This is a genomic window from Paenirhizobium selenitireducens ATCC BAA-1503 (assembly GCF_900492185.1).
GTDB classification, from domain to species: Bacteria; Pseudomonadota; Alphaproteobacteria; order Rhizobiales; family Rhizobiaceae; genus Allorhizobium; species Allorhizobium selenitireducens_A.
Map to the genome: position 1 here is coordinate 18,607 of NZ_UEYP01000002.1, position 13,068 is coordinate 31,674.

A 13,068-nucleotide genomic window follows, 5' to 3' on the forward strand; every position below is an offset into this window, starting at 1 on the left:
TCCTCAGGCGGGGCGTTGGGCGGTCTTTTGCAGGCGCGAGACGAGCTGGATCAGCACGAGGCAGCCCCAGGTGATGCCGAAGGCGATCACTGACAGTGCGAAGGGTTCATAGGCCTTGTTGGCGCCGATCCGTTGCAGGTAGGGACCGAAGGCGGGCCGGTCGAGCAGGGCGGCAAGGGTGAACTCGCCGATGACGATGGCAAAGGTCAGGAAGGCGCCCGACAGGACGGCCGGGATGACATTGGGCAGGATGACCCGCCCGAGAATGGTCACCCATCCGGCGCCCAGGCTCTGGGCCGCCTCGGTCAGCGTGGCGACGTCGATGGTTCTCAGTCCCGTGTCGACCGCACGGTACATGTAGGGCAGGGCAAGGATGGTATAGCCGAAGGCAAGCAAAAGGTTGGTGCCCATCACCGATCCCGTCAGCGGCAGGAAGCTCGACGTGTTGTAGAGTCGGATATAGCCGAAGACGATAACGATGGCCGGAATGACCAGCGGCATCAATGTCAGGAACTCGACATAAGGTCGGGCCCAGGGCATTTTCAGCCGCACCCAGAAGGCGGTCGGCACGACCAGAACCACGCCGATGGCGATGGTGACCAGGGCCATGACCACGGAATAGGTGAAGGTCTGCTGGAACTGCGGGTCGGCGAGAACCTTGGCATAGGCGTCGAAGGAGTAGACGCCGCGACGCGCCTTCAGCGAGAATTCGAACAGGCCGCCGAGCGGCACGAAGAAATAGAGCAGGCCGAAGATGAGGGCGCTCCAACCGGCAATGCGTGTCCACAAGCTCATTTCAGCCACCTTTCGGCGCGCACCCGCAGCCAGATATAGGCGATGTTGGCGATGGCGGTGACGACGATCATGCCGAAGGCCATGGCATAGCCGAGATGCGGATTGCCGAGCACGTCGCCGCGGATCTGGGCGTAAAGCTGGATCGGCACGATGTTGAGGCTCGATCCGGTGAGCGCGATCGCGGTCGCAACCGCGCCGAAGGCATTGGCGAACAAAAGGGCGAAGGTGCCGAGGATCGACGGAAAGAGGATCGGCAGGGCGACCATGCGCCAGTATTGCAGGCCGGTCGCCCCCAGAACCTCGGCCGCCTCGCGCCATTCGCGCCTGAGGCCCTCGAGTGCCGGCGTGATGATCAGGATCATCAGCGGGATCTGGAAGAACAGATAGGTGATCGTCAGGCCCCAGAAGCTCAGGATGCTGAAACCGAGATCGCGCTGCAGGACGATGCCGAAATTGTTGCGCAAGAGCACGGTGACGAGGCCGACAGGACCGAAGGTCGCGAGGAAGGCGAAGGCGAGCGGCACGCCGGCAAAGTTCGAGGCGACGCCGGAAAAGGTCAGCAAGGGGGCCTTGAACCAGCGCGGCACGGCGCCGAAGACGACGGCCGCAGCCATGCCGAAACCGATCACGCAGCCGAGTGCTGCGGAGGCGACGGAGATCTTCACCGAAATCCAGTAGCTCGACGGGATCGTGCCGGAATTGAGGTCCAGGATGTTCTGCAGCGTGAATGCACCGTCACGGGTCTGGAAGGCGCCAATAACGATGTGCATGGTCGGAAGCACCAGGAACATCACGACGAAGATCACAAAGGGCAGCAGCCCTACCCATGTCAGCGGCAGGCGCAGTCGGGGCGCGTGAGGTTCCTGTTTCATGTTTGCGGGTCTTAGCTTGAGGGCATCGATGCAAGGCGCCCCGAGTATGGCCGGCGCTTCTGACTTGGCAAGCCCCGGCCCGAACGAGTCGGGCCGGGGCCTGGTTTTTTCCAGGGTTTACTGGACGTTGGCGCCGACGACGCTGTCCCAGCCGCCGGTCACGACGGTCTTGTTGGCGTTCTGCTCTTCGACGGTCGGGAAGATGGCGGCTTCATAGCTTTCAGCCGGCGGCAGGGCGTCCAGGAGTTCCTTCTGGATCTTGCCGGCCTTGGCCATGGCGTTGAAGCGGGCCGGGTGGCAGTAGCCCTTCAGCCACAGGTTCTGGCCTTCGTCGGAGTAGAGGTATTCCATCCACAGCTTGGCGGCGTTCGGATGGGGAGCGAAGGCGGAAATGCCCTGGACGTAAACGCCGGCGAGAACGCCGGTCTTCGGAACGACGACTTCGACCGGCGGGTTGCCGGCAAGCTCATCGCGCCATGCGAGCACGTTGTAGTCCCAGGCGATGGCGATCGGGGTGGCGCCCTGGGCGATCGTGCCAGCCTTGGCGATGACCGGAACGAAATTGCCGGCCTTGTTCAGCTCGGCGAAGTATTCGAGGCCGGCCTTGCCGGATTCCTCGCCAGCCTTGGCACCCTTGTGCAGGCCGGCGGCGAGAACGCCGAGGATGGCCTGGTTGGAGGCGCGCGGGTCGCCGGCGAGCGCGACCTGGCCGGCATATTCCGGCTTCAGGAGATCGGCCCAGTCGGCCGGGGTGTTCTTGACCAGGTCCTTGTTCACGACGAAAGAGAGAACGCCGTAATAGTCGCCGTACCAATAGCCTTCGGCGTCCTTGATCGTGTCCGGGATCTCGTCCCAGGTGGAGACCTTGTAGGGCTGCAGCAGGCCTTCGGACTTCATCTGCGGGCCGAAGGCCAGACCGACGTCGACAACGTCCGGAGCCTGCGGGCCCTTGTTGTCCTTGTTGGCCTTGATGGCTTCGACTTCGTCGGCCGAGCCGGCATCCGGGTTCAGTTCGTTGACCTTGATTTCCGGGTACTTCGCCTTGAAGCCGGCGATGACGTCGCCATAGCCGCACCAGCTGTGGGGCAGGGCGATCGTGGTCAGCATGCCTTCCTTCTTGGCGGCTTCGATCAGTTCGGCACTCGGCTCGGCGAAGGCGAGCGAGGTGGAGGCGACGACCATTGCGGTCGACAGCGAGAGCATGCGACGAAGATAAGTGTTCACTGGATTTCTCCTTGTTGGTTCTAGTGTACCGATGCGGACTGTTATTCAGCTTGCATGATAGTTATGTGACGGTCCCGGCTGGGGAAAAATCGCGATGAAAATCGTCGCGTCTGGATGCTCCGGGCTCGTCTTCGTCTCTTCTCCACTCCCCTTGCTCTTGGTCAGTGCGGCTTGCGAAACAGCCGCGCCTGCTCGAAAAGCCCCTCCAGCGTGTTCATGCGTTCGCGGGTTTCGTCCCAGGCCGAGCTCTGGACGGCTTCGATCAGCGCTTCTACCACGAACAATGTGACAACCGAGCTGTCCCATGCAGAGGGTGCCTCGATATCGATCCTGAAGCAGTGGCTGGCATGCTTGGCGACCGGCGAGCTCCAGGGGTCGGTAAAAAGGATGATCTCGACCCCGCTGGCCTTTGCCACCTCGGCGAGCGTCTCCATGTCGGCCTCGTAGCGGCGGATGTCGAAGATCACCAGCACGTCGCCGGCGCTCATGTTGAGCACGTTCTGTGGCCAGGCGCTGGTATTCGACGACATCAACGCCGTCTTCGGGCGGATGACCTGCATGTGGGTGAAGAAATATTCGGCCAGCGCACCGGTGATCCGCCCGCCGACAAAATAGACGTTGCGCTTGCGATCCGAGAGCAGCCGCGCCGCGCCATCGAACGACCGCGTGTCGAGCGCGCTCAAGGTCTGGCGCATATTGTTGATTACCGCATCGGCGAAACGGTTGAGGATATGCGTGCCCGGTGCGTTGGATGCCCAGCGATCGTGCTTGGCGATCGGGTTGGAAAGGGTCGCTTCCAGTTCGTGGTGAAGATGGGCCTGGAATTCGGCATAGCCCTTGTAGCCGAGCTTTTGCACCATGCGCGCCACGGTCGGCGTCGAAACGCCGGCATTGTCGGCGACGGTGGTGATGGAGCCGAGACCGGAGACCGGATAATTGTCGAGCAGGCTCTCCGCGAGCTGCCGTTCAGCGCGCGTCAACCCATCGAAATGGGCACGGATCACGTCCGACACTGTCTTCGGCGTCTTGTTCAAGCTCAGCATTTCCCCTCGGACCGATCTTTCGCCGGTCTGTGGCCAAGTTAAACTTCTCTGTCACAATTCTGTCAATGCGCAATTTGAAGAGAAATTTTCAAGACCCCGTTGACAGGGCGTTAATCGTGAAGAATTCTCTTCGCAACGATAAAAGCTGCCGCAAAGGCGCCGGGGGAATTCCGCATGCTGATGAGGTCGGACATACTGACTGAGGCGGACGGCGAAGCCGTGGCCGTCGACAATGCCGAAGCGGCGGGCGCCTGCCTGTTCGTCTGCGAACACGCGTCCCGCCGCATGCCGGAGAGAGTGGGCGATCTTGGTCTGGATGCGCAGGCGCTTGCCAGCCACATCGCCTGGGACCCGGGCGCTTTGGCGGTGGCGCGCCGGCTTTCGTCCCTGCTCGACGGGACGCTTGTGCACCAACGCTTTTCCCGGCTCGTCTATGACTGCAACCGGCCGCCGGAATCCTCTGGAGCCATGCCGGAAAAGAGCGAAATCTACGACATTCCCGGCAACCGCGACCTTTCGCCCGCCGAGCGCTATGCCCGAACTGCTGCTCTCTACATTCCGTTCCACGACAGGATATCCGCCATTCTCGCCGAGCGTCGTGCGCAAGGCCGAGAAACGGTGGTGGTCACGGTCCACAGTTTCACGCCGATCTACATGGGCAAGCAGCGCGATGTCGAGATCGGCATATTGCACGATGCCGACAGTCGGCTGGCCGATCCGCTGCTGGCCGCCGCCGCCGGCGGACCTTATCGGGTTGCGCGCAACGAACCCTATGGACCGGAAGACGGTGTTACCCATAGCCTGAGGCTGCACGCATTGCCCTACGGCCATCGGAACGTGATGATCGAGATCAGAAACGATCTGATTGGCGACGAGGATGGTCAGCGGGTTGTCGCCGGCTATCTGGCGGACCTGCTGCTCCGCGGCCTGGAGGCGAGCGCGCCCGAAGAAGACTGAGACGAAATCTGGCACGGTTTGAACAAAAAGAGGGGAACGGATGCCGATTGAACGCGAGAGGAAGACTGAGCCCCGCCGCTCTGCAATGGGACGCGTGACCGGCGGAGGTGGCGGACATGCCTGACGCCCTCAAGACTTACGTGCGCGTGGTTGACGCCTTCAACCGGCGCGTCGGCCGGATCGTGATGTACGGCATCTTCGTGCTGATGGGCATTCTGCTCTACTCGTCAGCCTCCAAGATGATGTTGCTGCCGGCGAACTGGACGCTGGAGATGGCGCAGTTCGTCATGGCCGCCTATTTCCTGCTCGGCGGCGCCTATTCGCTGCAACTCGACAGCCATGTCCGCATGGACCTGCTCTACAGCAAGTGGTCGCCGCGAACCAAGGCGGCGGTCGATGTCGTGACCATCCTGATGCTGTTTGTCTATCTGTTCTTCATGCTCTACGGCGGCGTATCCAGCACGGCTTACGCGCTGAAGTTCGGCGAAACCAGCTACTCGGCCTGGTCGCCCTACATGGCGCCGATCAAGATCATCATGGTGGTCGGCATCTTCCTGACATTCCTTCAAGCGACGTCGATCCTGATCAAGGACGTGGCAACGGCGATCGGGAGGCCGCTCGCATGAGCTATGAAATGATCGCTCTCCTAATGTTCTCGTCGATGATGATGTCGATGCTGACCGGCCAGCGCGTGTTCGCGGCCATCGGCGTGGTCGGCGTCGTCGCGGCCGCGCTTCTCTGGGGCAATGGCGGCTTCGAGCTCGGCTTCTCCGCCAATATGAAGCTGTTGAAATGGTATGCGCTGCTGACGCTGCCGATGTTCATCTTCATGGGCTACATGCTGTCGGAATCGGGCATCGCCGAGGATCTCTACAAGGCCTTCCATGTCTGGTTCGGCGGGGTCCGTGGCGGCCTGGCGCTCGGAACGATCGGTCTGATGGTGGTCATCTCTGCCATGAACGGGCTTTCCGTCGCGGGCATGGCGATCGGTGCGACCATCGCGCTGCCGGAACTGCTGCGGCGTGGCTATGACAAGATCATGGTGTCCGGCGTGATCCAGGCGGGCAGTTCGCTCGGCATTCTCGTGCCGCCGAGCGTCGTCATGGTGCTTTACGGCATGATCGCCCGCCAGCCCGTCGGCCAGTTGTGGCTTGCGGGTGTGTTCCCGGGCCTGCTGCTCGCTCTCCTGTTCGCGATCTACGTGGTGATCCGCTGCTGGATCAACCCGGCGCTCGGCCCGGCGCTTCCCCCGGAAGAGCGGGACATGCCGCTCATCGAAAAGCTCAAGCTGGCGCAAGCCGGTGTGCTGCCATTCCTGATCTTCTTCCTGATGATGGGTCTGTTCCTCATGGGGATTACCAGCCTCGTGGAAAGCTCGGCCGTCGGCGCTCTCGGCTCGCTGTTCGCCGCCTGGTTCAAGGGGCGTCTCACCTGGGAAATGTGGAACCGCGTCCTGGAGCAGACGCTCGGCATCACCTGCATGTTCATGTGGATCATCATGGCGGCCCTTTGCTTCGGCGCGGTGTTCGACGGACTTGGCGCGGTGAAGGCGATCGAGGGCCTGCTGGTCGGCGAAATGGGGCTTGGTCCCTGGCAGATCCTGATCCTGATGCAGGTCTCCTTCCTGATTATGGGCGCCTTTCTCGACGACACGGCGATGCTGGTGATCGTCGCGCCGCTCTACATTCCGCTGGTGGGTAAGCTCGGCTTCGATCTGGTCTGGTACGGCGTGCTCTACACGATTACCTGCCAGATCGCCTACATGACCCCGCCGTTCGGCTACAACCTGTTCCTGATGCGGGCCATGGCCCCGCCGGAAATTTCCTTGATCGACATCTACCGTTCGATCGTGCCGTTCGTGCTCATCATGATCCTCGGCATGATCATCATCATGGCTTTTCCGCAGATTGCGCTGTGGTTGCCGCAGCATGTCTATGTGCGGGGGTGAGTGGAAAGCAACAATGCAAAGAGGTCCGATCAAACGGTCCCGTCTAAGTGCATGATCCGCCGATGACCGGCGGGGCCAGTTCACACAAACAAAAGAGGGAAACAGACATGAACAGCAGAAGACATTTTCTCAAGAAAGCCGGCCTGGTCGCCGCCGCATCGCCGGTCGCGCTCGCCGCTCCTTACGTCAAGGCGCAGGATAAGAAGATCACCTGGCGTCTCCAGACCTATGCGGGTGCTGCGCTCGCCGAATTCGTCATCCGTCCGGCCGTCGACGCCTTCAACAAGGCGGCCAATGGCGAAATGGAAATCCAGCTCTACACTGCCGACCAGTTGGTACCGACGGGCGAACTGTTCCGCGCCATGCAGGCCGGCACGATCGACGCCGTGCAGTCGGACGACGATTCCATGAACTCGCCGGTCGACATCAAGGTGTTCGGCGGCTATTTCCCGTTCGCCTCGCGCTACAGCCTCGACGTGCCGACCCTGTTCTACGAATACGGTCTCGCCGAGATCTGGGATCAGGCCTACACGGAAGTGGGCGTGAAGTGGCTGTCCGCCGGTGCCTGGGACCCGTGCAACTTCGCCACCAACAAGCCGATCAAGGCGCTCGCCGACCTCAAGGGCCTGCGCGTCTTCACCTTCCCGACCGCCGGCCAGTTCCTGTCGCAGTTCGGCATCGTGCCGGTCACCATTCCGTTCGAGGACGTGCCGGTGGCCATGCAGACCGGTGAAATCGACGCGATCGCCTGGTCGGGCATCACGGAAGTGTTCACCTCCGGCTGGGTGGACGTGACCAAGTACTTCCTGACCAACAACGTCTCCGGCGGCTGGGCCGGCTCGTTCTTCGCCAATGCCGACCGCTGGAACGAGGTGCCGGAGCACCTGAAGACGCTCTTCAACCTGTGCATGGACAGCTCGCACTATCACCGCCTGCACTGGTACTGGGGTGGCGAGGCCAAGCTGCGTGCCGAGGGTGGCCGTCTCGAGCTCACCAGCATTCCGGATGCCGAGTGGAAGACCGTCGAGGATGCGGCGCATGTCTTCTGGGACGAAGTGGCCAAGCAGACGCCGCGCACGGCGAAGGTCGTCGAGATCCTCAAGAAGTACAATGCCGACATGGAAAAGGCCGGCAAGCCCTATCGCTACGGCTGATAGGCCTTCACGCGTACAAGGACCGGGGCAGTCTCTGCCCCGGCTTCCCTTATCGGCAACCCCGCCCAGATCGGCGCAGAGACCGCCCGACAGGATAGACAGATGACCGCGCAATATACGTTCGACGAATTGAAGAAGGATGTCGCCGAGGGGCGCATCGATACCGTTCTCGCCTGCATGGTCGACATGCAGGGGCGCCTGATGGGCAAGCGCTTCCATGCGCAGTTCTTCGTCGACAGCGGCTGGAAGGAAACGCACAGCTGCAACTACCTGCTGGCCACCGACATGGAAATGGAAACAGTGCCGGGCTATGCGGCGACAAGCTGGGAAAAGGGTTATGGCGACTACGCCCTGAAGCCGGACCTCGGCACCCTGCGCCGGGTTCCCTGGCTCGATGGCACTGCACTCGTGCTCTGCGACGTGCTGGACCACCATACCCACGAGGACATTCCGCATTCGCCGCGCGCCATCCTGAAAAAGCAGGTCAAGCGGCTGGAAGCCATGGGCCTGAAGGCCTTCATGGCGACGGAACTCGAATTCTTCCTGTTTGACCAGACCTATGACGACGCACGCGCGTCGGGTTATCGCGACCTGCAGTTGGCCTCCGGGTACAACGAGGACTACCACATCTTCCAGACCACCAAGGAAGAGGATGTGATGCGGGCGATCCGTAACGGGCTTCAGGGTGCCGGCATTCCGGTCGAGAACACCAAGGGCGAGGCATCGGCGGGGCAGGGCGAGGTGAATGTGCGCTATGCCGACGCGCTGACCATGGCCGACCGCCACGTGATCATCAAGAACGCCTGCAAGGAAATCGCCTGGCAGCGCGGCAAGGCGATCACCTTCCTCGCCAAATGGCACTACAACGCGGCCGGCTCATCCTCGCATATCCACCAGTCGCTCTGGAGCGTCGACGGCACGACGCCGCTGTTTTTCGACGACAAGGGCGAACACGGCATGTCGGAGCTGATGAAGCACTACATGGCGGGCCTATTGTCGCACGCCAGCGAGATCACCTATTTCCTGGCGCCCTACATCAACTCCTACAAGCGCTTTATGGCCGGCACGTTTGCGCCGACCAAGGCGATCTGGTCGAAGGACAACCGCACCGCCGGCTATCGCCTGTGCGGCGAGGGCACCAAGGGCATTCGCGTCGAATGCCGCGTCGGCGGTTCGGATCTCAATCCCTATCTCGCCATGGCGGCGCTGCTGGCGGCCGGCATTGACGGGATCGAGAAGAAGATGGCGCTGGAACCCGCCTTTACCGGCGATGCCTACAGCGCGAAGGACGTCAGGGAAATCCCGCGCACGCTGCGCTTGGCCGCCGTGGCGCTCAATGGCTCGGCCATGCTGCGACAGGCGTTTGGTGACGATGTCGTGGAGCACTATGTGCGCGCCGCCGAATGGGAGCAGGAGGAGTACGACCGCAAGATCACGGACTGGGAGGTGGCGAGAGGCTTCGAGAGAGCATGAGAAAATCGCAACGCTCATCCGGATGATTGTCGAAAAATCAATATTGCGCTACCATGGCGCGTATTGAGCTGGAGGCTTTGTGATGGCGATCGACAGCGAATGGTTCTACCGCGAGCTTGACCATAAGGGTGCGTCGGCGCGGGAGTTGGCCGCTTTTCTCGGCCTCGACCCGAGTTCTCTCTCCCGAATGCTGAAAGGCGAGCGTAAAATGAGCGCGGAAGAGCAGGATGGCATTTCGGACTTTCTGGGCGTGCCTCTTGAAACCGTGGCGATGCACCGCCGCGGCGAGAGGGCGGGCACCGGATTTGAGGAGGAGAAGCAGTCCTATGAAGCCTATCCCGGTAGCCCTCCTGGGTGGAAGCCGGCGGGCAGGATGTTCACTGCGGATGACCTCATCTACAAGGACGGCAAGCGATGGATGGAGAAGGAAGACGGCACACTGATTGAGCTCCATCCAGCCTACGGCTGCATGGCGGGTACCATCACGATCATGCCCGGGGTCGATTTGACCGCGCCTTTGGATTGGGACGAGGAATGGGGTGAGAAGCTTTACAATGAGTAGTGGCTTCCTGCTCGACACATGTTTCGTCATCTGGATGTCGCGTCAGGAGATGTTGGCGCCGTTGTCCCTGGAGATGTTGGCTGAAAGCAGGGTGCGTGCGATTCCTTCCTACGTATCCACGGCCACGGCCTGGGAGATGGCCATGTTGCTGTCAAAAGGGCGCATTCGAGAGACACGCGACGTGGACCATTGGTATCGTGACTTTTTGCGGGATGGAGGATTCGCAGAACAACCGGTAACGGCCAGGACCTTCATGGCTTCCTGTTTTCTGCCGCAGCCTATCCACAACGATCCGATCGATCGCATCCTGATCGCCACGGCACGCGAGAACGACTTGACGATCATTACCCGGGACCGCGCCATTCTGTCCTATGGCGCGCTCGGACATGTAAAAGTACTGGCCTGCTAGGCCTATCTGGAGAAGAAAAATGACGATGATCAAATGTATTTCGCCGATCGACGGATCGGTCTATGCCGAACGTCCGGCCATGTCGCTGGAGGCCGCCAGCGAGGCGGTGGCGCGTGCGCGCAAGGCGCAGAAGGCCTGGGCGCGCCGGCCGCTGGAAGAACGCGTACAGCTTGTGCTGAAGGGAGTCGCGCGCCTCAACGAGATGAAGGACGAAGTGGTGCCGGAACTCGCCCACATGATGGGCCGCCCGGTGCGCTATGGCGGCGAGTTCAAGGGTTTCAACGAACGCTCCAACTATGTCGCATCGATTGCGGCCGACGCGCTGGCGCCGCTGATCATTGAAGAGAGCGCGACTTTCGAGCGCCGTATCGAGCGTGAGCCGCACGGCGTCGTTCTCGTCATCGCGCCGTGGAACTACCCCTACATGACGGCGATCAACACGGTGGCGCCCGCCCTGATGGCCGGCAATACCGTCGTCATCAAGCATGCGACGCAGACGCTTTTGGTCGGCGAGCGCATGGTCCGCGCCTTCGTCGAGGCCGGCGTGCCGGATGACGTGTTCGTCAACCTGTTCCTCGACCATTCCACGACCTCGGCGCTGATCGCCACCGGCAAGTTCGACTTCATCAACTTCACCGGTTCTGTCGAGGGCGGGCGCGCCATCGAGCGGGCGGCGGCCGGCACGTTCGCCGGCGTCGGGCTTGAACTCGGCGGCAAGGATCCGGGCTATGTGATGGAGGACGCCGATCTCGACGCCGCCGTCGATACATTGATGGATGCTGCCACCTACAATTCCGGCCAGTGCTGCTGCGGCATCGAGCGCATCTACGTCAACGAGAAGCTTTACGACGCCTTTGTGGAGAAGTCTGTCGCCTGGGTGTCGAACTACAAGCTCGGCAATCCGCTTGATCCAGAAACGACGCTCGGCCCGATGGCGCATCGCCGCTTTGCCGCGCATGTGCGCGAGCAGATCGCCGCCGCCGTCGCCAAGGGCGCCAAGGCGCTGGTCGATCCGAAGCTGTTCCCGCAGGACGACGGCCACGCCTATCTGATGCCGCAGATCCTGGTGAACGTCGACCACTCCATGTCCTTCATGAAGGACGAGACCTTCGGTCCCGCCGTCGGCATCATGAAGGTCAAGAGCGACGAGGAAGCGCTCGCGCTGATGAACGACAGCCCCTACGGCCTGACGGCTTCGCTGTGGACGCAGGATCCGGCCCGCGCCGCCCGCATCGGCCGCGAGATCGAGACCGGCACGGTATTCATGAACCGCGCCGACTATCTCGATCCGGCATTGTGCTGGACCGGCTGCAAGGAGACCGGCAAGGGCGGTTCGCTCTCGGTCCTCGGCTTCCAGAACCTCACCCGTCCGAAATCCTACCACCTGAAGAAGGTCACGAAATGAACATCGTCGCAAACTGGAGCTATCCGACCGCCATCAAGATGGGACGCGGCCGGATCAAGGAACTGGCGGATGCCTGCAAGTCGCTCGGCATGAAGAAGCCGCTTCTCGTCACCGACCGGGGTCTCGCGCCGATGCAGATCACCCAGGCGGCGCTTGATGTTCTGGAGGAAGCCGGTCTTGGTCGCGCGATTTTCGCCGACGTGGACCCGAACCCGAACGAGATCAACCTCGAAGCCGGCATCAAGGCCTACAAGGACGGCGGCCATGACGGTGTCGTCGCCTTCGGCGGCGGTTCGGGGCTGGATCTTGGCAAGTGCGTGGCCTTCATGGCCGGGCAAACGCGTCCGGTCTGGGACTTCGAGGACATCGGCGACTGGTGGACGCGGGCCAATTCCGACGGCATCGCGCCGATCGTCGCTGTGCCGACCACGGCTGGCACGGGCTCGGAGGTCGGCCGCGCCTCGGTCATCACCAATTCCAAGACCCATGTGAAGAAGATCATCTTCCATCCGAAGTTCTTGCCGGGCGTCGTGATCGCCGATCCGGAACTGACCGTCGGCATGCCCAAGATGATCACCGCCGGCACCGGCATGGACGCATTCGCCCATTGCCTCGAGGCCTATTCCTCGCCTTTCTACCATCCCATGAGCCAAGGCATCGCGCTTGAAGGCATGCGGCTGGTCAAGGAATACCTGCCGCGCGCCTATCATGACGGCACGGACATCGAGGCGCGCACCAACATGATGTCGGCCGCCGCCATGGGCGCAGTCGCGTTCCAGAAGGGGCTTGGCGCCATCCATTCGCTGTCGCACCCGATCGGCGCGGTCTACAATACCCATCACGGCATGACCAATGCCGTCGTCATGCCGCCGGTGCTCAAGTTCAACCGCTCGGCGATCGAGGAGAAGATCGCTCGCGCGGCGGCCTATCTCGGCATTTCGGGCGGGTTCGACGGCTTCTACGACTATGTCCTGTCGCTGCGCGCTGAACTGGGCGTGCCGGAAAACCTGACGGCCATGGGCATCAAGTCCGACCGCGTCGATGAACTGACCGCCATGGCGATCGAGGATCCGAGCTGCGGCGGCAACCCGGTGAAGATGACGCTGGAGAATACCAAGGCCTTGTTCCTCGACTGCTTCTGAGGGCTTGCAAAACTGACAATCATCAAGCCTGCGGCGCTCTCTAGCCCGCGGGCTTTTTTCTTATCTGGATCAGCAGGATGGGGG

The 13,068-nt window shown here is 61.9% G+C and carries 13 protein-coding genes; 9 read left to right on the top strand and 4 right to left on the bottom strand.

Features of this window, described 5'->3' with window-relative positions; genetic code table 11:
- Positions 1-3 precede the first annotated feature (3 nt).
- The 4 genes from RHIZ70P_RS03870 to RHIZ70P_RS03885 form a co-directional block, all read right to left on the bottom strand.
- The gene (locus RHIZ70P_RS03870; protein ID WP_115669084.1) at positions 4-795 is read right to left on the bottom strand and encodes an ABC transporter permease; all 792 of its coding nucleotides are present in this window, start codon (positions 793-795) and stop codon (positions 4-6) included.
- Positions 792-1,667, bottom strand: coding sequence for an ABC transporter permease (locus RHIZ70P_RS03875; RefSeq protein WP_115669085.1), 876 nt, complete (start codon positions 1,665-1,667; stop codon positions 792-794). Before RHIZ70P_RS03875 ends, RHIZ70P_RS03870 begins: the two co-directional genes overlap by 4 nt.
- 117 nt (positions 1,668-1,784) lie before the next feature.
- Complete coding sequence (locus tag RHIZ70P_RS03880) at positions 1,785-2,870, bottom strand: ABC transporter substrate-binding protein (protein WP_419178273.1); 1,086 nt, start codon at positions 2,868-2,870, stop codon at positions 1,785-1,787.
- Positions 2,871-3,052: 182 nt separating this feature from the next.
- Positions 3,053-3,925, bottom strand: a complete 873-nt coding sequence (locus RHIZ70P_RS03885; protein WP_419178266.1) for a MurR/RpiR family transcriptional regulator — start codon at positions 3,923-3,925, stop codon at positions 3,053-3,055.
- A 183-nt stretch (positions 3,926-4,108) separates the two neighbouring features.
- On the opposite strand from RHIZ70P_RS03885, the gene RHIZ70P_RS03890 reads away from it, so the two are divergent.
- The 9 genes from RHIZ70P_RS03890 (at position 4,109) to RHIZ70P_RS03930 (ending at position 12,984) form a co-directional block, all read left to right on the top strand.
- Positions 4,109-4,891, top strand: a complete 783-nt coding sequence (locus RHIZ70P_RS03890) for an N-formylglutamate amidohydrolase (RefSeq protein WP_115669088.1) — start codon at positions 4,109-4,111, stop codon at positions 4,889-4,891.
- Positions 4,892-5,007: 116 nt separating this feature from the next.
- Entirely contained in the window at positions 5,008-5,517 is a 510-nt protein-coding gene (locus RHIZ70P_RS03895; RefSeq protein WP_115669089.1) for a TRAP transporter small permease subunit, read from the top strand.
- Positions 5,514-6,839, top strand: coding sequence for a TRAP transporter large permease (locus RHIZ70P_RS03900; RefSeq protein WP_115669090.1), 1,326 nt, complete (start codon positions 5,514-5,516; stop codon positions 6,837-6,839). The genes RHIZ70P_RS03895 and RHIZ70P_RS03900 overlap by 4 nt, the downstream gene beginning before the upstream one ends.
- 107 nt (positions 6,840-6,946) lie before the next feature.
- Positions 6,947-7,993, top strand: a complete 1,047-nt coding sequence (locus tag RHIZ70P_RS03905; RefSeq protein WP_115669091.1) for a TRAP transporter substrate-binding protein — start codon at positions 6,947-6,949, stop codon at positions 7,991-7,993.
- Positions 7,994-8,095: 102 nt separating this feature from the next.
- Positions 8,096-9,466, top strand: a complete 1,371-nt coding sequence (locus RHIZ70P_RS03910) for a glutamine synthetase family protein (protein WP_115669092.1) — start codon at positions 8,096-8,098, stop codon at positions 9,464-9,466.
- A gap of 82 nt (positions 9,467-9,548) precedes the next feature.
- Positions 9,549-10,028: a helix-turn-helix domain-containing protein gene (locus tag RHIZ70P_RS03915; RefSeq protein WP_235842138.1), complete on the top strand. Its 480-nt coding sequence runs from the start codon at positions 9,549-9,551 to the stop codon at positions 10,026-10,028.
- Positions 10,021-10,437, top strand: coding sequence for a type II toxin-antitoxin system VapC family toxin (locus RHIZ70P_RS03920; RefSeq protein WP_115669094.1), 417 nt, complete (start codon positions 10,021-10,023; stop codon positions 10,435-10,437). The genes RHIZ70P_RS03915 and RHIZ70P_RS03920 overlap by 8 nt, the downstream gene beginning before the upstream one ends.
- A gap of 19 nt (positions 10,438-10,456) precedes the next feature.
- Positions 10,457-11,842 (top strand): aldehyde dehydrogenase family protein, encoded by a 1,386-nt coding sequence (locus RHIZ70P_RS03925; RefSeq protein ID WP_115669095.1) that lies wholly within the window; start codon positions 10,457-10,459, stop codon positions 11,840-11,842.
- Entirely contained in the window at positions 11,839-12,984 is a 1,146-nt protein-coding gene (locus RHIZ70P_RS03930; RefSeq protein WP_115669096.1) for an iron-containing alcohol dehydrogenase, read from the top strand. The genes RHIZ70P_RS03925 and RHIZ70P_RS03930 overlap by 4 nt, the downstream gene beginning before the upstream one ends.
- Positions 12,985-13,068: the final 84 nt, after the last annotated feature.